General features: G+C 69.5%; 18 protein-coding genes and 1 CRISPR repeat array. Of the genes, 12 read left to right on the forward strand and 6 right to left on the reverse strand.

The genetic code is table 11. The features are described from left to right. The first annotated feature begins 280 nt into the window (after window positions 1-280). The 8 genes from ACIBK8_RS25490 (at window position 281) to ACIBK8_RS25525 (ending at window position 10,332) form a co-directional block, all read left to right on the forward strand. Window positions 281-418 (forward strand): hypothetical protein, encoded by a 138-nt coding sequence (locus ACIBK8_RS25490; protein ID WP_399044177.1) that lies wholly within the window; start codon window positions 281-283, stop codon window positions 416-418. A 185-nt stretch (window positions 419-603) separates the two neighbouring features. Beyond that, window positions 604-1,299, forward strand: coding sequence for a type I-C CRISPR-associated protein Cas5c (gene cas5c, locus ACIBK8_RS25495; protein ID WP_399044178.1), 696 nt, complete (start codon window positions 604-606; stop codon window positions 1,297-1,299). A 7-nt stretch (window positions 1,300-1,306) separates the two neighbouring features. Continuing rightward, on the forward strand, window positions 1,307-3,112 hold the full coding sequence (gene cas8c, locus ACIBK8_RS25500; protein WP_399044179.1) for a type I-C CRISPR-associated protein Cas8c/Csd1: 1,806 nt from the start codon (window positions 1,307-1,309) through the stop codon (window positions 3,110-3,112). Window positions 3,113-3,191: 79 nt separating this feature from the next. Next, window positions 3,192-4,064, forward strand: coding sequence for a type I-C CRISPR-associated protein Cas7/Csd2 (gene cas7c / locus ACIBK8_RS25505; RefSeq protein ID WP_399044180.1), 873 nt, complete (start codon window positions 3,192-3,194; stop codon window positions 4,062-4,064). After that, window positions 4,061-4,726, forward strand: a complete 666-nt coding sequence (gene cas4 / locus ACIBK8_RS25510) for a CRISPR-associated protein Cas4 (protein ID WP_399044181.1) — start codon at window positions 4,061-4,063, stop codon at window positions 4,724-4,726. The genes cas7c and cas4 overlap by 4 nt, the downstream gene beginning before the upstream one ends. Beyond that, a complete protein-coding gene (cas1c, locus tag ACIBK8_RS25515; RefSeq protein WP_399044182.1) occupies window positions 4,723-5,757 on the forward strand; it encodes a type I-C CRISPR-associated endonuclease Cas1c in 1,035 nt (344 codons plus the stop codon). The genes cas4 and cas1c overlap by 4 nt, the downstream gene beginning before the upstream one ends. Next, window positions 5,757-6,047 (forward strand): CRISPR-associated endonuclease Cas2, encoded by a 291-nt coding sequence (cas2, locus tag ACIBK8_RS25520; RefSeq protein WP_399044183.1) that lies wholly within the window; start codon window positions 5,757-5,759, stop codon window positions 6,045-6,047. The genes cas1c and cas2 overlap by 1 nt, the downstream gene beginning before the upstream one ends. 142 nt (window positions 6,048-6,189) lie before the next feature. Beyond that, window positions 6,190-9,077: direct repeats of the CRISPR family, unit length 37 nt; unit sequence GTGGCGGTCGCCCTTCGGGACGACCGAGGATCGCAAC. 361 nt (window positions 9,078-9,438) lie between these two features. Beyond that, window positions 9,439-10,332: a transporter gene (locus ACIBK8_RS25525; RefSeq protein ID WP_399044184.1), complete on the forward strand. Its 894-nt coding sequence runs from the start codon at window positions 9,439-9,441 to the stop codon at window positions 10,330-10,332. A gap of 427 nt (window positions 10,333-10,759) precedes the next feature. Here the strand turns inward: ACIBK8_RS25525 and ACIBK8_RS25530 are convergent, their stop codons facing one another. Both ACIBK8_RS25530 and ACIBK8_RS25535 read right to left on the reverse strand, forming a co-directional pair. Then, window positions 10,760-11,194 (reverse strand): hypothetical protein, encoded by a 435-nt coding sequence (locus ACIBK8_RS25530; RefSeq protein ID WP_399044185.1) that lies wholly within the window; start codon window positions 11,192-11,194, stop codon window positions 10,760-10,762. Between the two features lie 59 nt (window positions 11,195-11,253). Next, window positions 11,254-11,661, reverse strand: coding sequence for a hypothetical protein (locus ACIBK8_RS25535; RefSeq protein WP_399044186.1), 408 nt, complete (start codon window positions 11,659-11,661; stop codon window positions 11,254-11,256). Window positions 11,662-11,905: 244 nt separating this feature from the next. On the opposite strand from ACIBK8_RS25535, the gene ACIBK8_RS25540 reads away from it, so the two are divergent. The 3 genes from ACIBK8_RS25540 to ACIBK8_RS25550 all read left to right on the forward strand — a co-directional run bounded on the left by ACIBK8_RS25540 (window position 11,906) and on the right by ACIBK8_RS25550 (window position 14,014). After that, complete coding sequence (locus tag ACIBK8_RS25540) at window positions 11,906-12,223, forward strand: hypothetical protein (RefSeq protein WP_399044187.1); 318 nt, start codon at window positions 11,906-11,908, stop codon at window positions 12,221-12,223. Between the two features lie 197 nt (window positions 12,224-12,420). Then, the gene (locus ACIBK8_RS25545) at window positions 12,421-13,239 is read left to right on the forward strand and encodes a hypothetical protein (RefSeq protein WP_399044188.1); all 819 of its coding nucleotides are present in this window, start codon (window positions 12,421-12,423) and stop codon (window positions 13,237-13,239) included. Window positions 13,240-13,432: 193 nt separating this feature from the next. Next, complete coding sequence (locus ACIBK8_RS25550) at window positions 13,433-14,014, forward strand: hypothetical protein (RefSeq protein ID WP_399044189.1); 582 nt, start codon at window positions 13,433-13,435, stop codon at window positions 14,012-14,014. Window positions 14,015-14,531: 517 nt separating this feature from the next. Here ACIBK8_RS25550 and ACIBK8_RS25555 read toward each other — a convergent pair. Further along, complete coding sequence (locus tag ACIBK8_RS25555) at window positions 14,532-15,755, reverse strand: M20 family metallopeptidase (RefSeq protein WP_399044190.1); 1,224 nt, start codon at window positions 15,753-15,755, stop codon at window positions 14,532-14,534. Window positions 15,756-16,122: 367 nt separating this feature from the next. Between ACIBK8_RS25555 and ACIBK8_RS25560 the strand changes: the two genes are divergently transcribed. Then, window positions 16,123-17,028 (forward strand): hypothetical protein, encoded by a 906-nt coding sequence (locus tag ACIBK8_RS25560; protein ID WP_399044191.1) that lies wholly within the window; start codon window positions 16,123-16,125, stop codon window positions 17,026-17,028. Window positions 17,029-17,655: 627 nt separating this feature from the next. Here ACIBK8_RS25560 and ACIBK8_RS25565 read toward each other — a convergent pair. From ACIBK8_RS25565 to ACIBK8_RS25575, 3 genes are all read right to left on the reverse strand, one after another. After that, window positions 17,656-18,369, reverse strand: coding sequence for a hypothetical protein (locus ACIBK8_RS25565; RefSeq protein WP_399044192.1), 714 nt, complete (start codon window positions 18,367-18,369; stop codon window positions 17,656-17,658). Between the two features lie 117 nt (window positions 18,370-18,486). Further along, window positions 18,487-19,860, reverse strand: coding sequence for a DUF317 domain-containing protein (locus ACIBK8_RS25570; protein ID WP_399044193.1), 1,374 nt, complete (start codon window positions 19,858-19,860; stop codon window positions 18,487-18,489). 2 nt (window positions 19,861-19,862) lie between these two features. Further along, a complete protein-coding gene (locus ACIBK8_RS25575) occupies window positions 19,863-20,132 on the reverse strand; it encodes a hypothetical protein (protein ID WP_399044194.1) in 270 nt (89 codons plus the stop codon). Between the last annotated feature and the right edge of the window lie 10 nt (window positions 20,133-20,142).

The following is a 20,142-nucleotide window of genomic DNA, read 5'->3' on the forward strand; positions in this document are numbered from 1 at the left end:
CCGGCCCCTGGGCGTGCCACCATGGTCCGGCGGCCTTTCAGGCCACGTGGCGGCCCGCCGGGCGGACGGTGCGCGGTAGGGCCGGGAATCGCAACATGAATCTGTTCTGGCTGTGCTTGATCAGATCGAAGCGGGGCCCAGGAGCATGCGCTCCTGGGCCCCGCTCTTTGCCGTCTGCCCTCTACTGCGATGTGCGTAAGTCCAGCTCGTCCAGGGCGATTCCAGTAGCGGCTACCCCCATGTCGCCAGACACCATCGGTGCGTTAGCCATTACAGGTTCATGAAGAAGGCGGTGGTGCGGATGTATATCGATCCCGAAGCTATGGCGGCGCCCGGGACGACGGCGGGAGTGGTGCTCGTCATCGTCGTCATCCTGGTGCGCTGCGGGCTGCTGCGGATTCGCCTGATCGTGGGGTAACTCGCAGGTCAGCAGCGTTTGTCAGTGGGTGCACCTAGTGTGTGCACCCACTGGCATCGCTGCATGGGTCAGCAACGCAGCAGTATCTGGGGTCAGTTGGGGAGACGAGGAAGGGGTTGTGCGGATTGGCATCGCGAAAGTCCGTTCTCCAGAGGAAAGTTGAGCGGCGGGGGAACGACGGATGGGTGTTTCCGGACCTGGTGGTGGAGGTGGCCGGTCCGCTGGCCTGCTTCACTCGGCCGGAGCTGAAGGTGGAACGGGTCTCGTATCCGGTGATGAGCCCCTCCGCGGCGACCGGGGTCTTGGAAGCCATCTTCTGGAAGCCGGAGTTCCAGTACGTGGTGCGGGCGATCGAGGTCCTGGCACCGATCGAGTGGACTTCGATCCGGCGCAACGAAGTCAAGTCCGTGATCACGGCCGGCGAGGTCGCGGCCCTGCGCAAGAATCCCGGCCGCCGGTACGACGTCGAGACGGACCGGGACCAGCGCAACAGCATGCTGCTGCGTGATGTGCACTACCGCATCCGCGCCCAGATCGTCCTGACCGAACGCGGCCAGGGCCAGCGCGAGGAGAAGTACCGGGAGCAGCTACGCCGCCGCGTGGACAAGGGCGCCTGCTTCGCCCAGCCGTTCCTCGGCTGCCGCGAGTTCAGCGCCTCCTTCGGCCCGCAGACCGACGCCACACCCATCTCCCGGGACGAGGACCTGGGCGTGATGCTGCACTCCATCGCCTACCCGGCCTCCGGGGGCGAGCAGTACCGCTGGTTCCACGCCCAGTTGGACCAAGGGGTCCTGAAAGTGCCGAAGCGGCCCCTGGGCGCGAGCGAGGTGGCCATGCCTGCCGGCTCCGGCTGGCGCGCCGACGGGGACCAGGCGGGGTGAGGCGCCGATGCTGCTCCAACGCCTGACCGAAGTTGCCGGACGGGCCGAGGCCGACGGTGAACTCCCGCCCGCTTACTACCGTCCCAAGAAGATCCAGTGGGTGCTGCGGATCAGCGCCGACGGAACGACCGCGCGCCTCGACGACCGCCGCCCCGCCAAGGGGACGAAGGACAAGCCGCTGCAGCGGGAGGCGCCCTACGCCTACCGCTCCGGCAAGAGGCCGCCGCCGAACCTGATGGTCGACACCGCCCAGTACGTTCTGGCAGTCGCGAAGACCGGCTCGGACGGGACCGCGAGCGAGGCGGCCACGCAGGAAGCCCTGCGCCGCCAGGCCGACTACACCGACCTGCTGCTGTCCTGGGCCCACAGCGCCCCGGACGATCCCTACGCCACGAGCGTGCGCGCCTTCGTCACCGGCGGCGGCCTGGACCGTGTGCCCGTTCCTGAGGGCATCACCGCCGCCGACACGGTCGCTCTGATGGCCCACGACGGAACCTGGCTCCACGAACTGCCCACCGCGCACACCGCCTGGGCAGCCACAGTGCGCGCCCGCAAGTCCGGCAGCGGCATCAGCGGACTGTGCCTGGTGTGCGGGGAGCACGGGGACCTGCTGGACACGATCCCCGAGAGCATCAAGTCCGGAGCCATCCCCACCAGCGGCCTGGGCCGCGACTCCCAACTGATCAGCATCAACGCCGCAGCACAAGGACGCGGCGGCTCCCTGCAACTGGTGAACACCCCCGTCTGCGAGCGCTGCGGCAGCCGCGCCATGGCCGCCCTCAACCTGCTCCTCGCCACCAACACCCACCGCCGCCGCGGCAGCGACGCGGTGACCGTGTGGTGGACCAAGGAACCCGCCGACGGCCTCTTCGAGTCGCTGGACACCCCGACCGAGGAACACGTCGCCAAGCTGCTCGACGCCCTGCACACATGCCCTGACCCGGTCGCCGCCGAACGCCTGGACCCCACCGCCTACTACGCGCTCACGCTCGGACTGAACAACGCCCGTGCAGTGGTGTCGGACTGGCTCGACATCCCCCTCGGCCGCCTGCGCAACCACCTCGGCGCCTGGTTCGCACACCACCAGGTCTACGACGGCTGGGAGGACACGTACCGCCACCTGCCCCTATGGCACCTGGCACTCGCAACCGGCCGCTGGGACGCCAAGGCCGGCCGGTACGTCGCCCGCAGCGCCCCCAAGGGCCTGGAGGCCGAGCTACTGCACGCCGCCCTCACCCGCGGCCCCGCACCCGCCCGCCTCCTGCCCCACCTGCTGCAGCGCATCCGCGCCGACCGACGCGTCGACCACCCCCGCACCGCCCTGCTCCGCCTCGCCCTCCACCCGAACCGGAAGGACCACCAGGTGACCGGCCCCGCACCCCAACTCGACGGCCAGAACAACGAACCCGGCTACCTGTGCGGACGCGCCTTCGCCGTCCTCGAAGCGATCCAGCGCGCCGCGCTGCCCGACATCAACACCACCATCGGCGACAAGTACTTCGGCACCGCGATGACCGCGCCCGCCTCCGTGCTGACCAACCTCCACGCCGGCGCCAAAGGCCACCTCAAGCGGCTGCGCCGCGACAAACGCGGCACCCACTTCGCCCTGGACGCCCGCCTCTCCGACGCATTCGCCGCCATCGCCGAGCTCGACAAGGGCATCCCGACGCTGCTCACCACCGACCAGAAGGCATGGTTCGTCCTCGGCTACGAACAACAGCGCGCCGCCGACAACGCAGCCCGCGCCGCCCACAAAAAGGCCCAGGAAGGCGACGACGACACGCCGGACGAGCCCGAGGACCCGGCCGCCTGAGCCACCGCACCACCCCGCCCGCAGGCGTCAGCCTGAGCGGGATGAAACAGACCACGACCGTAATGAGGAGAACCATTCCGTGAGCGCGCCGCACCTCGACCCCACCCGCAAGATCGACTTCGTCTACCTGATCGAGGCACGCGACAGCAACCCCAACGGAGACCCCGACGCAGGCGGCATGCCCCGCACCGACCCCGTCTCCGGCCAGGGCCTGATCACCGACGTCGCCCTCAAGCGCAAGCTCCGCGACACCGTCTCCCTCCTCAACGAGGAGGAAAACAAGCCCGGTTACGACATCTACGTCGAGGCCGGCATCGCCCTCAACGCCCAGCACGAGCGCGCCTACGCACCCGACGCCCTCGGCGACAAGGCCAGCCAGCTCGACGCCCAGCAGTGGATGTGCCAGACCTTCTTCGACATCCGCATGTTCGGCGCCGTGATGACCACCGGCAAGAAGGACCGCCAGGCAGGCCGCGTCCGCGGACCCGTCCAGCTCACCTTCTCCCGCTCCATCGACCCCGTCACCCCCCTCGAATACGGCATCACCCGCGTCACCCCCACCAAGCAGGAAGACGTCGACACCGGCAAAGCCACCGAGATGGGCACCAAGCACATCGTCCCCTACGGCCTCTACCGCGGCGAAGGACACTTCAGCGCCCCCCTGGCCTCCCGCACCGGCGTCACCAGCGACGACCTCGCCATGTTCTGGCGAGCCTTCACCCTCATGTTCGACCACGACCGCGCAGCCGCCCGCGGGGAACTCAACCTCCGCGGCCTCTACGTCTTCACCCACAACGACAAATACGGCAACACACCCGCCCGCCAGCTCCTGGACCGCATCACCGTCAAGGGCCCCGGCGACGCCACCGCCCGCGCGTTCAGCGACTACCAGGTAGACGTCAACGAAGCCGCCCTGCCGGAAGGCATCACCCTCACCACCCTCATCGGATGACCCACCCCACCACGCAGAGCGGAGAGAGCGACCTCATCCAGGTCCCCCTCTCCGCTCTGGAGCACTACGCCTACTGCCCGCGGCAATGCGGCCTCATCCTCCTCGAAGACGCCTTCACCGATGACGCCGCCACCGTGCGAGGAACCCTCCTCCACCAACGCGTCGACACCCCCGGCAACCGAGGGCGCGGCAACGTACGCACACTCCACGCACTGCCCGTCTGGCACGACGGATACGGCCTGACCGGAATCTGCGACACGGTCGAACTCCACAGCGACGGCCGCATCCTGCCCGTGGAACACAAATCCGGCCGCTACCACCCAGGCGGCCCGGCCGACGTGCAGGCCGCGGCCCAGGCAATCTGCCTGGAGGAAATGTTCCACCGCCCGGTCCCCGAAGCCGCGATCTACTCCGCAGCCGACCGGCGACGCCACCCCCTGGCCATCACCGACACACTCCGGACCCAAGTCCTCGAACTGGCAGACGCGGTACGCAACCTGCACACCACCCACCAGCTCCCTCCGCCCGCCGCGGACAGCCGCTGCCGACGCTGCTCGATGGCCACCGGATGCATGCCACGACTCCTCGCCGGCACCCGCCGCTACCGCCAAGCCCTCACCGACCTCTACCACCTCGACGACCTCCAGGACACCGACGCGTGACCACCGAACTCCTCAACACGCTCTACATCCAGACACAAGGCGCCGACCTACGTCTGGAGCACGACACCCTCCGCATCCACCTTCCCGAAACCCAAGGACGACGCATCCTGCCCCTGCGCCGCATCGACGGCATCGTCGTCTACGGACACGTCAACCTCTCCACCGAACTGATCACCCGCTGCGCCCAGGACAACCGCCCCATCACCTGGATGACCAGAGGAGGCCGGTACATGGCCCGCCTCGACGGATCCGTCCAGGGCAACGTCCTCCTCCGCCACGCCCAGCACCAAATCCACGACGACACGACAGCAAGACTCGCCATCGCCCAAAACCTCGTCGCCGGAAAGATCCGCAACAGCCGGTGGATCTTGCTCCGCGCCGCCCGCGACGCCCCGCCCGCGACACGGCAACGCATCCGCGACACCACCGACGACCTCGCCCAGGCCCTGACGGCAACCAGCACCTCCGACTCCCTCGACAACGTCATGGGCATCGAGGGCAACGCCGCCCGAAACTACTTCTCCGCCCTGCCGCACGCACTGCGGCCCAGCCCCGGCATCCCCACCTTCACCCACCGCAACCGCCGACCGCCGACCGACCCCGTCAACGCCCTGCTGTCGTTCACATACGGGCTCCTGCGCAGCCTCGTCCACGGCGCCGCAGAACAAGTGGGCCTCGACCCCTACATCGGCTTCCTGCACGGCCTGCGCCCGGGAAAGCCGGCTCTCGCCCTAGACCTCATGGAGGAGTTCCGCCCCGTTCTCGCCGACCGCTTCGCCCTCACCCTGCTCAACCGCCACCAACTTCGGGCCGAGCACTTCGAAAACATCCCCGGAGGCGCCGTCCGCCTCACCGAAGAAGGCCGCAAGACCCTTTTGAGCGCCTGGCAGGAATGGAAGACACGACCCTGGGAGCACCCCATCGCCGGACGCACCGTTCCCGCCGGCCTCCTCCCCGTCGTCCAAGCCCGCCTCTTGGCCCGCCACCTCCGCGGCGAACTGCCCGGCTACCTACCCTGGACAGCAGCCTGATGGACCTCCTGCTCACCTACGACGTCGACACCACCGACCCAGCAGGACGCCGCCGACTACGCAAAGTCGCCAAACTCTGCGAGGGGCACGGTCTCCGCGTCCAGAAATCCGTCTTCGAAATCGTCACCGACGACGCAAGCCTCCTGCAGCTCCTCGACCAGCTCAGCAACACCATCGATCCCGACAGCGACAGCATCCGCCTATACCGGCTTCCCCGAAACGGCTTCGACAACGTTCAGACGCTCGGCATCGCCCAAGTGCAGTCCCACCGCGAAGACCTCGTCCTGTGACTTCTGGCACGGCTTCGGAACCCCAAGTGCACACGCAACACGCAGACCGCACCGAAGATAAATGCCTGATTACGCACCTTTCACGCTAGATCACTGCTCCTCAGAGAGCGGCCGACTCCGGTAACCTCCCTGCTCAGATGCGGTGGCGGTCGCCCTTCGGGACGACCGAGGATCGCAACCCACGACGGGGCGCACCAGGCGGGTCGTCTTGCCGGGTGGCGGTCGCCCTTCGGGACGACCGAGGATCGCAACACGCCGTCCGGCCGCAGTTCGACAAGAAGGTGCCCGGGTGGCGGTCGCCCTTCGGGACGACCGAGGATCGCAACATTCCGGGCCGGAGCCCAGAACCGGCCGTACCCGTGTGGCGGTCGCCCTTCGGGACGACCGAGGATCGCAACAGTGCGTGGGACCTCCTGCTGACCTTCCGCCGGATGGTGGCGGTCGCCCTTCGGGACGACCGAGGATCGCAACCCGACGTCCGCTTCGCGGGAGGGCAGGACGCCGTCCGTGGCGGTCGCCCTTCGGGACGACCGAGGATCGCAACAATGACCCGGCCCCCCGCGCGATCCTCGACCACCAGTGGCGGTCGCCCTTCGGGACGACCGAGGATCGCAACGCCCACCGCTGGCCGTCCGCGGCCTGTGTGTCGAGCGTGGCGGTCGCCCTTCGGGACGACCGAGGATCGCAACCCGTGGCCATGTGGCCAGCGGCCCGCAGGGGCTGGTGGCGGTCGCCCTTCGGGACGACCGAGGATCGCAACCTTGGCGGCGCCCTCGTAGATGTAGTTGAGGTTGGTGTGGCGGTCGCCCTTCGGGACGACCGAGGATCGCAACGGCGTCTACCAGGTGCGCAAGCACTACCGGACGCAGAGTGGCGGTCGCCCTTCGGGACGACCGAGGATCGCAACGGGATCGTTCTCATCCCGCCCATATGCCGCCGGTGGTGGCGGTCGCCCTTCGGGACGACCGAGGATCGCAACGCTTTTGCAGGGCGGAGCGAGTCGACTCAGATGGCCGGTGGCGGTCGCCCTTCGGGACGACCGAGGATCGCAACTTCTGAGCGCGCTCGCCGTCGGTTCGGCCGCCGACGAGTGGCGGTCGCCCTTCGGGACGACCGAGGATCGCAACTACAACCTGCTCGGCAGTTGGGGCACCGGCCTGCTGTGGCGGTCGCCCTTCGGGACGACCGAGGATCGCAACTGCGTGGCCGTGGCCCGCGAGGCCCGCGAGGGGGCCGGTGGCGGTCGCCCTTCGGGACGACCGAGGATCGCAACGGCCCGCGCGCGGCAGCAGGTGCTCCCCGCCCGAGTGGCGGTCGCCCTTCGGGACGACCGAGGATCGCAACCGCGCTCGGTGCGGACCATGCCCAGGGCGGCCAGCGTGGCGGTCGCCCTTCGGGACGACCGAGGATCGCAACACGGCTTGGTGGACCTGGACGGCACCCGGCCGCGCCGTGGCGGTCGCCCTTCGGGACGACCGAGGATCGCAACTCGACGGGCAGGTACGCGCCCACCGACGTCAGCGCGTGGCGGTCGCCCTTCGGGACGACCGAGGATCGCAACGAGGCGCAGCTCGCCGAGCTCAGTCTCGACGACCCGGTGGCGGTCGCCCTTCGGGACGACCGAGGATCGCAACGGCCTCGATGCGAAGAGGGCCACGGCCGCGCTCACGTGGCGGTCGCCCTTCGGGACGACCGAGGATCGCAACCTCGCAACCGCGGTGTGTCCCCGAAAGTGTCCGCTGTGGCGGTCGCCCTTCGGGACGACCGAGGATCGCAACCATCCAGACACCAGCTTTCAGGCCGTCACGGCCGCAGTGGCGGTCGCCCTTCGGGACGACCGAGGATCGCAACTTGCCAGCCTCCGCCTTGACGTGAGCGCGCAGCGCGAGTGGCGGTCGCCCTTCGGGACGACCGAGGATCGCAACTTGGCGGTTGGACGACCGGTCCGGGCCCCCATCTCGCGTGGCGGTCGCCCTTCGGGACGACCGAGGATCGCAACGCGGAGGCGATCTACCCAACCCTGGATCACAACCGGGTGGCGGTCGCCCTTCGGGACGACCGAGGATCGCAACGCGGTGGTCGTCTTCTTGCGCCACTCGGCGACCTGGGGTGGCGGTCGCCCTTCGGGACGACCGAGGATCGCAACGCGTAGGTGTCGGTGGTGTTGTCCGGGGTGATCTCGTGGCGGTCGCCCTTCGGGACGACCGAGGATCGCAACTTTGGTTTCCGAGGCGGCCCGCCGTCGGGGTCGGGGCCGGGTGGCGGTCGCCCTTCGGGACGACCGAGGATCGCAACGGCTACTCACGCCGCCGGTGCGACAGAAGGCCATCGGTGGCGGTCGCCCTTCGGGACGACCGAGGATCGCAACCACGATCCTGACGCTGATCCGCGTCTGTCGTCTGGCGCTCTCGTGGCGGTCGCCCTTCGGGACGACCGAGGATCGCAACGGTGCCTTCGTGCTTGACCATGCCGGGCGAGGCACCGGTGGCGGTCGCCCTTCGGGACGACCGAGGATCGCAACCACACGGCCTGCCCCGGGGCGAGATTCGGGATCTGGTGGCGGTCGCCCTTCGGGACGACCGAGGATCGCAACGCCTGGCTGCCCGCGGACTACGTGGCAGCCGGGGGGGGGTGGCGGTCGCCCTTCGGGACGACCGAGGATCGCAACTCGACATGGCGGATGCATGTCTCGCAGGCGTGCAGTGTGGCGGTCGCCCTTCGGGACGACCGAGGATCGCAACGACGGCGGCCGGGTCGGGACGCACACCGCGGACTAGTGGTGGTCGTCCTTCGGGACGACCGAGGATCGCAACGACGGCGGCCGGGTCGGGACGCACACCGCGGACTAGTGGTGGTCGCCCTTCGGGACGACCGAGGATCGCAACATGACGGACATGGACATGAGCGACCACCGCGGCGGCGTGGCGGTCGTCCTTCGGGGCGACCGAGGATCGCAACTGCCCGCCGAACGCGCAGAGCGCGCCGCACGTCGTGTGGTGGTTGTCCTGCGGGGTGGCCGAGGATTGCAACCGCGTGCACCAAGCCGAGGACCGCAGCGGAGACACCAGCATCGGCTGATCCAGATACGTTCGTGTGGCGGTTGCCCCCGGGGCGGCGGTGAGCAGCTCAAACTCTTGAATATGGTGCTTAGAAGAACCCTTGCCTGTCACTACCCAGCGCCCCCTGACCTGCTGCTTTACCTAGAAATGACGCCACGTCATCTATTTCGTGGGACGTATGTGGGATGAAGCGGGTCTCTAAGGTCCGTGGGACAGGCGCGTCCCTGGTAGTCAGTCCGCGGGGCCTTGCGTGTTTTCCGTGAGCGCGAAGGCTTTGCGGAAATAATCAGACCCTTCCTCGGCGTTCCCGATCTTCGAGCCGAGGAGAGAAGGTGTCGGGCCTGAAACTGTTCCACGAGACGACAAGCGGCGTGAGCGAGGTCGTGCCGCGGCTTGCTGAGGTCGAGGCGGATGTGCAGGGCTTCGTCGAGGCGCACATGGAGATGCTGCTGGGGGTGCGGTTCCTGGCGAGCGAGTACAGCACCGGACCGGTCCACGGCGGTCGAATCGATTCGCTCGGGCTCGACGAGAACGGTGCCCCGGTCATCGTCGAATACAAGCGAGGTACAGATGCCGGCGTCATCAACCAGGGGCTGTTCTACCTCTCCTGGCTGATGGATCACCGCGCGGAGTTCGAGCACCTGGTCCGCGACCGGCTCGGAACCACGGCCGCATCCCAGGTGCTGTGGAGCGCCCCGCGGGTGATCTGTGTGGCCGGCGACTTCACCCGCTACGACGTGCACGCCGTGCGCGAGTACCGGCGCAGCATCGACCTGGTCCGCTACCGCCTCTTCGGCACCGAGCACATCGGACTGGAGACCGTCGCCTCCGTCACCGGAGGGGCAAAGGGCTTCGCGCTGGCGAGCCGTCGTCGCGTAGCTGGGGCGCCGCGCCACCGCAGGCAGGACGGGACGATGGCGGAGCTGGCCGCGGCGGTCGACGAGGCGCTGCTCGGCCTCGGGGGCGGCATCACCCGCATCCAGCGCAAGCAATACCGCGCCTACCAGCGGCTGCGGAACTTCGCCTGCCTCTGTCCGCCGCAGCAGACCAAACTCCTCATCTACCTCAAGGCCGACCCGAAGAGCGTCGACCTCGTACCCGGATTCACCCGGGACGTAACAGGGCTCGGCCACCACGGCACCGGCGACCTGGAACTCCAACTACGCACCCACCGCGACCTGGAGCGCGCCCAGGAGTACTTCCGCCTCAGCTACGCAGCGGCGTAGAGACGGCGGGGCAGGCGCGGCCGGTGTCGGGCAGAGGATGAAGTTGTGGGATGTGGTTGTGCGCTGCCTTTCGACGGAGTTGCTCGGAGCGGCGGTGGACTACTAAGGGTCCGGTGGATTCCCGGTTTCGCTAACCGGGAATCCACTGCTATATGGGCTGCTCCATGCGGCCGGGCACCGGGGGACTCGTCGGGTGGCTGCCGATGACCTGGGCTGCGAGCGACTCAGCTGCCTTGGTGCGTCCGGTTCGCGGACGAGCCCGAGTTCGGTGTCCAGGCGCGGCGTCTGCTATCGGACTTTTGGGCAGGCCAGGGTGCCGCGGGCGACTCAGGTATGTGAGGCAAGGCGTTTGAGACCCGCCCCGGGCCACGGCGCCGCCCTGTCGATGCCCTGACCGTCGCGTGGGCGGGGTCTTCGTGAGCGCGGATCAGGAGTCTGTGGCGGCCTGATCGGTTAGGTCCGCGACTTGGCGCAGTAGCGGGAGGACGCGATCAGCAACTTCGACCGCTCGGTACAGGGTGACCCAGCGCAGGTCCTCCAGGCCAGGGTCGCCAGCCGGGGCGGTGATGCTCACCGGGGGGAGGGAAATCCAGGGCTCCAGGCTGGTCGCAGGTCCCGCTTGCCCGGCACGAACGTCTTGGGCGGTCGGCGGAGGGCCGGCGATGTCCGGGACCTTGATCCGGGCCTGGGCGATGATCTCGACGCGGTCCTCGCCCGCGCCGTCGTTGAAGGGGCGCTCAGTGAGGCGCACCGTGTAGTGGTGGTGTGCGAACTCCGCTGGCTCGGTCGTGCTGCGGCGGATCGGCGGGCGCTCACCCTCGGAAGGGCCGCCGCTGAAGGTTGAGGGTTTGACCTGGTGCATGTCCCTGAGTCGTCGGGGCGGGCGGTAGCTGAGTGAGTTCGGGGAGTCGATGATGAGCCTCAATTCTCGGTGAACCGGTGGTCTTCCAGGAGGTACTTCCAGTCGTCGGGGCGGAGCATGTCCGGGGTCAGGTCGTGGCGGCCCTGTTGGAACAGCTCCGTCAGGATTCCCTCCACGTGGTACTCGCCCTCGGCCTCGCTGGTGACTCGGACGACATGGTCACGCAGGAGCGCACGCCTGTGCGCTTCTGCTTCCGCCGACGCTACGAATCCGTGCCATCCCGAGTAGGGGCCCTGCGCGAAGCGTTGCTGTACGTAAGCCACCGCGACCTGGTCCGTTACGTGCTCGGCCTCAATGCCTGAGGTGAAGATCGTGTAGGAGCGCGCCGCGTCGATCTGTTCCCTCGTCGCGGTGCGCAGGGTGCGGGCGACGAACTCTTCGTCTGCTGCCGAATGGGCATCGTTCATGCGTGTCTTCCTCCCCAGAGGTCTATCCGGACGAACATGCCTGAACCTTCAGATGCTCGTGAGGCAAGTTCCGAAAGGGTTACTTGTCTCACACCTGAAGGCTTTCCGGCACCCCGGATAACTGTCGGGGTGTGCTCTCACTCGCGGGGCAGCGCGGCCTGCTCGTCGTTTTCGGGGAGGCAGGAGGCCGGGGCCGGCAGGGGCAGGCGCACCAGGGCGGCCACGGTGTCGCGGATCAAGGCGCTTGCTGCCAGGAGGGTTCCTCGGCCTCTACCGCGAAGACGAGGACGCGGTGCAGGACCGGCCACTGCCCGGCCCTCCGGCGGAGCCGGACGGCGTGAGGCTGTACTGGATCGTGGAGGGCGGCGGCATCGACGGCGGCTGGCGCCGGCCCCGGTTCTCGACGCAAGGGGAAAGCCCGGACGGGCACAAGGACACGAACCTGCGGCACCACTGGGCGACGGACGGCGATGACGGTGAGTGGCTCAGGGTCATCGGGCCGGACGCCGACAGCGCCATCGCCGCCTACCACCGGCTGTGGGAAGAGCGGTTCCGCAACTGATCCACCCGGCAATAAGGAGACTGATGGCCCGCCACCTGACAGGTGGTGGGCACACCGCCGGCGGCGCCGCAGGGACCGGGTGCCGCCTGGATGCCTCCCCGGGCAGCCCGTGGCGCTACGTTCGTCGACTTCGAAACGTAGCGAATCCGTGCTACGTCTTCGCCAGTCAAAAGGTAGCGTTCCGCGAGAGAGGTTCCGTGTCCGCCATCCCCGTTTTTGATGCCGCTGACCGCAGCCGTCCGCCCCGGCCGCAGGCGCCGGGCCTGCATCTGGTCCTCACCCCATACGACGAGATCCACACACCGTCGGGAATGTCCCGGTGGACCGTGGACTTCGGCAGCCGCGTCTACCTGCTCGACGGCGGCGACGCGGTCGCGGTCGCCGAACTGGTCGACGACCGTGATGCGCAGCCCCGCCGGCAGGCGGCGGCCATCGCAGAGATCACCCCGTGGGCGCGGAGCGTGGCGCACCTCGCGCACGCCTGGCGCCTCGACGACCGACGCAACGCGCTGGAGGAGCTGCGGGCGCATGAGGGGTATGTCACCGTCTACCGCGAGGAGTCCGGCACGGTGGCCTCCGGCTACGACCGGGCCGCATGGGAGCGCAGGCTCCGCGCGTTCGCTGCGCCCGAGGACCCTGAGGGCCTGGAGGGCTACGACCTCGGCGTGGCGATCGCGCAGCGTCTCGTCCGGGAACACCGCGTCGCGGCGGACGCCGCCCGCGACGCCCTGCCCGCAGCCGGCCAGCCCCTGCCGCCGCTCTCCGCCCGGTGGACGGTGGCCTGGAACTCCCGCGGCCCGCTTCCCCCTTGGGCGGAGTTCCTGCTGCCGCTCCTGGGGCAGCGCTGGCAGGACGCCCCCGGCACCGAGGCCCGTGACCACCTCATCCACTGGGCCGCCCGGAGCGGCAGCAGCAAGGCGGATCTGCACCGCGCCACCGGTGTGGCCCGCACCACCATCAACCGGGTACTCGGCGGGCAGGACCCGGACGAGGACACCGCACCGCAGGGAAGCTGACGCGGGACCGGCGGGCACCGGCACGACACAGTGCGGTCCGCCGGTTTCCGCTGGAGGGGCCGCGCCGCGTGTGCGGAGGCGTCACCCGTTCGGGGGTTCCTCGGCCAGCGGTCCGTCGTTTCCGCCAGGCTGGAACCGTGGACTTCGCCGAACGGTACGGCGCCACTGGGCACTTCAGGGAGATGGACGGCGTATGGGTTGGCAGGCCGAGGAGTTCGGGACGTCGCACGAGGGAGACGTGGGGGCGGTTCTGGCGGACGGCAGCGAGCCGGGGCCGATCTACCTGGATGCCGGAGGCGGCGGCAACTTCCATGCCACCACGCGGTGGTGGGTGTACAACGGCAGCAGGCCCGGCGTTCCGCGGGCGTCGGACCTGCGGGGCGCGTGCGCCTGCGGGTGGCGCGGAGCGCGGCACTATCCGATCGACTGGACACAGGCGGGTGACGGGCACCCCGATGACGTCGACACCTCGGGTCCGTACGACGACTGGGAAGCACACATCGCCGACGTCGAAGCCCTGTCGGTACCGCTTCCCTCGGAACTGCAAGTGCTGCTGGAGTGGATGGACGAGCACCTGACCGCTCTGGCGGACGAGGCGCCGCTGGCCGCCCTGAAGGGCGTCGCGGCTCTGGAGCGTACGACCGGTCGTATCGGCCGCCAGGCCGCCTTCGGTGCTCGCGGCGACGAGGAGTCGTGGGAGGAGATCGGCACCGGTCTCGGACTGACCGCGAAGGACGCCCGCTCCCTCATTACTCGCTACAGCCTTCGGCTCTGATGACCGGGAGCTGCGTGCGGGGCGCCGGGCGCATGTCTCTTCCGTGCGGCCGTGGGGCTGCTGGGGAGCAAGTCTGGACGGCGGGCACCGTCACCGGCGGACGGTCGGGCGGCTGCTGCGAGGTGCAAGGCCCGGCGAACGGCGACCGCAGGCCCGGGTGTCTGATGGCCTTGGCCGGCTTGTTCGGCGGACCGAGCCGCTCCGTCTGTGCTGCTGACGAGCGGTGAACCCAGCGTCAAGTGCCCCTCAGTCAAAGGCCAGGTTCTCAACGATTCTCCGGTACTGCCACTGCGCGAGGCGATCAGCGGAGAGGACGGGCCCCGGCTGCTTCCGCGCCACCATCTCCTTCATGGACAAGGCCCCGCAGCAAGGACCGGACCCGCCGCGCCGACGACGGAACCAACGGACGTCCCTCCGGGGCAGCTTGAGCTGTTCCGCGAGCGGATCGCTCCACGCGTCACCATCGACTACGTCCAGTCCGGTGGCGGCCCGGCGCCTGGTGAGGGCTTTGGTCTCCTCAGCGCCCGCGCTGCCCGGTCCGTGCCGTGAGAAGGCTGAGGACGGCGTGGTGGTAGGCGGCTTGGACCGCGGGGAGAGCGGAGAGGGCGACGTGTTCATCGGTGCCGTGCAGGCCGGTGTATGGCAGTCCGAAGCCAGCTGTGGTCCGGATCTGCCGGGTTGCGAGTAGGTTCCCGATGTTCGAGGGGCCGGCGACCTTGGGGCGGGCAGGGATGCCCGCTGCTTCGGCCCCGGCAAGGAGGGCCGCAGCGGGCTGGTCGGTGGGCGCCAACTGGTAGGGCGGCCAGGCGAGCACGGCCTCGATCTCGGTCGCGCGGGGCGCGGGGAAGTCGGCGTCCAGCTGGACGGCTGCCTTGCGGATCAGTTCTTCGGCGGCCTTCGCGTCCAGGCCGTCGGTGAGGCGGACGTCGACGCCGACGACGGCATGGTCCGGGACAGCGGTGAACCCCTCGCCGCTGTGGATCTCGGTGACGGTGAGCTTGGGCGGCAGCGGGAATCCGCCGGTCACCGGGGCGGGCAAGGGCATGTCTTCCAGGGTTGTGACCAGGCGGGCTGCCCGGCTGACCGCGTTGGCGGTGTTCGGTTTGGAAGACCCCGAGTGGCCAGAGGTGCCGTGGACGTGCAGACGGGCCCGGAAGACGCCTCGGCCGCCGATGACGACCTCGTCGTGGCCGGGGTAGCCGATCATGGCCCCGGCGATGGTCGCGGGGTCGATGGCCTCCATGAGGGCCTTGGCGCCGCCGAAGTTGCCGGTGTGTTCGTCAACATCGAGCAACACCGCGAGAGTGCCGGCGAGTTGGCCGGTTCGACGGCTGAGGGCGGCGGCGATGTGGCAGAACATGGCGGCGCCGGTCTTGGAATCGGCGGCTCCGCGGCCACGCAGGAGCCCGTTGGAGATGTCGCCGGCGGTGGGCGGGAACGACCAGGCGGACTCATCGCCGAACGGGGCGGTGTCCAGGCACGCGTCCAGCACCCAGACGGGGCCGGGGCGGTCACCGGTGACCTCGATCAGGAGGGCGACGGCCTTGCCGTCCGGGCAGTGCAGCCGCCGGTGCCGGAGGGCCCGAGGCGTCAGCCAGTCCTCGATCGCTGCGAGGACCGGTTCGTAGTCGTCGATTCCGCCGCGCGAAGGCAGGCGGATCAGGTCAGCCGCGAGGGCCGTGACCGAAGGGGCGTCCGCGCGGGCTTGCTGCAGAAGTTCATGGATCAGGGGCTTGTCCACTCGTTGGCTCCCTCGGGCGCTGCGTGTCAGTTCTCGTTGCGGAACACGCGGCGGAGGCCGGCTCGGGCGGCGGTCAGGACCTCCTCGGCCTGCTCCAGTCCGCGGGCTGGCCCGTCGCGTCCGGTGCGGGCTTGTGGGAGTGAATGCCCAAAGCCTGCTTCTTGGATGTGAGTTCTTGGACGCGGCCTGAAGAGCGAAGGCGTCGACACGTTCGCGATGCCGCCCGAGCTGCCGCTGCACGATCATCTTCAGCTGGTAGGACTCAGGCGGCGCCGGTGGTCACCGCGCGGATGCCTCTTCCGTGCGGCGGTGAGGCTGCCGTCGAACAATCCTGGACGGCGGCACCGTCACGCGGTGGGATGGCGTCATGACTATTCAGGGAGCCGGTGGGGACGGCGCGGTGCGTCTGAGGATGGTCCGTCCGACGGAGGTCAGCCCCGGGCGGTTGCTCACGTGCCCGACGTGCGGGGCGACCGGGGGGATCGCGCTCATCGCTGTCGGCCGTCAGGCCGAGGCGGCCTGTCTGCAGGACCACATCTGGCAGGACCGAGATCTTTGCGCCTCGGCTGTCCGCCAGCTCCTGCACCTGACGTGGTACCCGCCGGATGACGGCTGCATCCTCTACCCCTACCCCAGCGACGCTGTCTGCGAGCAGCTGCTGCCGGACCTGGTGGAGGACCGCAGCCTGACGCCAGGCGGCCCGGCCGCCCGCGACGATATTTCGTGGGAGGCGCATGCGAGTACTGCCACCACCAGTAGCAGTTCGGCGATGATGTTCTGCCTGATGTACGCGCGGTGCATGGGCGCCCTGGCCGTACCCGCCGACGGATCGCTGTATGCCCGGCTCTACCCCAAGGTGGGCGGGGACGCCGTGTGCGCCCACATGGCCTGCCTCCTCGTGGCCCTGGCCCTCTACGACACCGGCCGCCGCAGCCGCCTGGTCAAGTTGAGTCGGCTGCCGCTGCGCGCCGTGAGGGCGGCGCTTCAGCCTGCCCGCGCCGACGAGCTGCGGTCGCTGCGTCCTATTTCACGCCGCCCGGAGGTCTGGCTGCTGCGGGCAACGGACGCCGACCGCCTCCAGCACGCCGACGCCGAGACGTGGGAGCGATGGAGGCAGGCGGCTGCCGACATCGTGGACGATGTCCTGGAGGACTACGCGCGACCGGGGCGCGAGAACCCGCAGCTCTTCCATCTGGACGCTCGGCCGCGGCGGTTCCCGGACGAGGCCACGTGGTATACCGACGCCGAGCGCAAGTGGCAGGGCACTTGGTGAGCGCGGCTGGCCGGCCATGCCACCGGTTCCCGGAACGGACGTGCCGCCGCCTTGCGGCGGGCACGCCAACCGGCAGGGCCAGAAGGCGAGTTCATCCGCTGTGGTGGAACTCGGATGGCCTCTGTGTGCTACCGTCGCCACGTTCCCGGTTTGCGGGGGTGATCCGTTTTTGCGTCTGCCGGATGCAGCGGATGATCCGTAGGCCCCGCATGCGCGGGGGTGATCCGCTTTTGCGTCTGCCGGACGCAGTGGATGATCCATTGGCCCCGCATGGCGGGGATGATTCGGCCCCGATGAGCCGAGTCGCGGCAAAGCCGGCGTTGGCCCTGCATATGCGGGGTTGCTCCTGCTCTTAGGAGACTGCTGACATCGGCCCCGCACGGCGGGGATGATCCGGTTCCGATGAGCCGGGTCGCGGCAAAGCCGGCGTTGGCCCCGCATGCGCGGGGTTGCTCCTGCTCTTATGAGACGGCTGGCATCGGCCCCGCATGGCGGGGATGGAGTGCCCTGCCTCAGGGCACTCCTTTCTCCTGCCGTCATGTCCACGCCTCAGGCATGTTCCGGCTCTTCGGCGATTTCGGGGGGCTGAGCCGGTCTGCCGTCCCGCAGCCCGGTGGTGGAACCGTGTCACCTGAACGGGAGTTGAAGCTGCCGGGATCGGCTCCGGGGTGCTGCCCGCAGCTGACTGGCCGGGTGCTGGGCCGGAGCGGGGCGGATGCGAGCGGGCGGAGGAGGCAGCTGCGGGGCGGTGCGGGTGAACCAGTAGCGGTTCACCCAGCGGATGGCGTCCCCGTGGTCGGTGAAGGCGCCCTGGCGCATCGTGTGGTGATCGCCGGCACCTTCTCGGACCAGCACGCGGAAGGGTGCCGGAGCGGTGTCGTCGGGGTCCTCCAGCATCACGGCGATGGACGAGGCGTCCTCGGAGGTGTAGCTGTGCACGAGCCTGTAGCGGTGGCCCACGCGGACGAGGTGGTCTTCGAGGTCCCGGGTCGCGTCGTCTGCCGGTTCCGTTCCGAGGCCGGGGCGCAGGCGGATGGCGTCGCGGGGGCACCGGCGGGCGATCAGCCAGGACTGGGCCAGGGCCGGCAGCGGGGGCCGTTGAAGGTCGTACTGGAACGTGCGGAACGCGGGATCGCGGATGATGTGGAGGGCGGCGAACTGGGGTTCGCCGGGGACGCCGTAGATCGCCGTCCGGTCGAACAGGACGAAGTAGCTGGCGCACTCGGTGTGGTGGTCTGCCATGACGACGAATTTGCGCCTATCGATACGCAGCCAGTTGTCGAGCGTGTGCGCGTCAGCTGCTGTGTAGCCCTTGAGGCGGAAGTCCGGTGCGGAGGGCATTGAGGTTCCCTGAGGTGCTGGGGCGCGGGGCGAGGTCGTCGAGGTGCCGGTCGAGGGTGTCAGGCGCCGCGAGGTTGTGGTCACCGGGCTGGCCCAGGCGGCGTGGGGGCGGCCGGGTCAGCGGGCGCGGCCGGCCTTGGGGCCGGCCGGTGGTGCGGGGAGTGCCGCTGGCGTGGGGCTCACACCGGGGCGGCGTGCGCGTTCGGCGGTTGTGGTCTGGCGGGTGCCGGTGTCGTTGGCGAGGGTTTCGGCGAGGTCGGCCAGCAGGGCGCTGGGGGTATGCCGGGAGCCGGCGATGCTCCAGGTGGGCTGGTTGGTGTCCGGGCCGGCCCACAGGGTCCACGCGGCGAGGGGACTGCTGCTTCGTTGGGCGGTGTAGGTGTCGAACTGGACGACGGCGTTGTCGGCGGGGCTGGTCCAGCGCATCCAGCGCCCGTAGACCGAGTGTTTCCACCCGGCGTCAACGAGGGGTTGGGTGGCGGCGGTGACGGTCTCCTCGTCGACGGGCTCGTCCCTACCTGTGTTGCGCCACCCGTCGCCGTACGCGAGGTGGTTGAGGAGGCTGCGCATGACGGGTTCGGGTGTGGCGCCGGATGTGGTGAGGTGCCATATGCGGTCGGAGACGGGGGTCTCGTAGGCGGCTACGGTCCATGCGGCGTTGCCGTCGGGTCGGGCTTGGTGGATGCGCTCGATGCGCAGGGTCTGGTTGTCGTGGATGGCGTGGGTGGTCTCGTCGGACCAGGTGGTCCAGCGCTGCCAGTCGGCGTGTTCGTCGAGGAAGGCGTCGAGCAGGGCGTCGTGGTCGCCGGCGTCGGCGGTGTAGGCGGGCACGGTCTGCGGTTCCGGGCCGGGAGGTTCGGGCATGGTGGCCGGTGTGCTGAGTGAGGTGCGGGCTTCGTCGGCGGCGCGTTCGGTGTCGGTCCTCGGGGCGGGGCCCGGACGCATGGTGTCGCCGTGGAACTTCTCGAAGGAGGCCAGGGCCTGGGCGGGCGAGTCGGAGGTGTCGGTGATCTGCCGCAGGTGGTTCTCGCCGTGGAGGTGGACGCTGGTGCCGCTGTCGAGGTAGGTCCCGACCGCGACGGTGGTGTGGCCGTCATGGGCGTGGGCGTGGACGAGGAGCCGGCCGTGACGGATGTCGTCGTAGATCTTCTGTGCCTCGTCGGAGACTTCGCGGATCTCGGTGCGGGTGCACCAGGGCATCGGGTAGTCGGCCCAGGTCCATTCCTCGTCGATCGCTTCGCGGAGGCGGGGAGTGATCTCGACGGTGATCCCGTCCGCGGCCAGCTGCTGGGCGGCCTTCTCGGCCCAGTAGGGCTCTTCGTGATCGATGCGGGCCAGGACCAGTGTGTTCTTGGCCGCGACGTGCCAGCCGGCGGCCTCCAGGCCGACGTGGGGGATGTGGGCCTGGGCGCCGGTGAGGGTGGCGGTCACGGCGCTCGGGTGCGTGGGGTGGGCATCGAGGCGGACGTGCGCGTCAACGGAGGTGGTCATGGTCAGCGGCTCTTTCTACGGGGTCGGGCGGGGTCGGGGGCTGCGGGTGCCGGTGGCGTCGCGGTGGTGGTGTCGAGGGCGTCGGCTTCGAGGTGGTGTTCCCACGCGGTCTGGTCGAGGCAGTCCGCCGCGACGTTGACGTGTCTGCGCAGCTGCCCGCGGGCGTTGTCGCGGAGGGCTTCGCGCTGTGCGGGGGTGCGGTGGGCCTGGGCCACTGCGCCGGCCAGGCTGCTGGTCATCCGGCGGCTGTCCGGCGTGGCGGGGGTGGTCAAGAGGTCTCCT

This window comes from Streptomyces sp. NPDC050161, assembly GCF_044460025.1.
In the GTDB taxonomy this organism is placed as follows: Bacteria; Actinomycetota; Actinomycetes; order Streptomycetales; family Streptomycetaceae; genus Streptomyces.

What these genes read in the sequence shown, in the direction of transcription:
- ACIBK8_RS25490 (WP_399044177.1), top strand. Translation starts at nt 281, where the DNA reads ATGAAGAAGGCGGTGGTGCGGATGTATATCGATCCCGAAGCTATGGCG.
- cas8c (WP_399044179.1), top strand. Translation starts at nt 1,307, where the DNA reads ATGCTGCTCCAACGCCTGACCGAAGTTGCCGGACGGGCCGAGGCCGAC.
- cas4 (WP_399044181.1), top strand. Translation starts at nt 4,061, where the DNA reads ATGACCCACCCCACCACGCAGAGCGGAGAGAGCGACCTCATCCAGGTC.
- cas2 (WP_399044183.1), top strand. Translation starts at nt 5,757, where the DNA reads ATGGACCTCCTGCTCACCTACGACGTCGACACCACCGACCCAGCAGGA.
- ACIBK8_RS25530 (WP_399044185.1), bottom strand. Translation starts at nt 11,194, where the DNA reads ATGCACCAGGTCAAACCCTCAACCTTCAGCGGCGGCCCTTCCGAGGGT.
- ACIBK8_RS25535 (WP_399044186.1), bottom strand. Translation starts at nt 11,661, where the DNA reads ATGAACGATGCCCATTCGGCAGCAGACGAAGAGTTCGTCGCCCGCACC.
- ACIBK8_RS25550 (WP_399044189.1), top strand. Translation starts at nt 13,433, where the DNA reads ATGGGTTGGCAGGCCGAGGAGTTCGGGACGTCGCACGAGGGAGACGTG.
- ACIBK8_RS25560 (WP_399044191.1), top strand. Translation starts at nt 16,123, where the DNA reads ATGACTATTCAGGGAGCCGGTGGGGACGGCGCGGTGCGTCTGAGGATG.
- ACIBK8_RS25565 (WP_399044192.1), bottom strand. Translation starts at nt 18,369, where the DNA reads ATGCCCTCCGCACCGGACTTCCGCCTCAAGGGCTACACAGCAGCTGAC.
- ACIBK8_RS25570 (WP_399044193.1), bottom strand. Translation starts at nt 19,860, where the DNA reads ATGACCACCTCCGTTGACGCGCACGTCCGCCTCGATGCCCACCCCACG.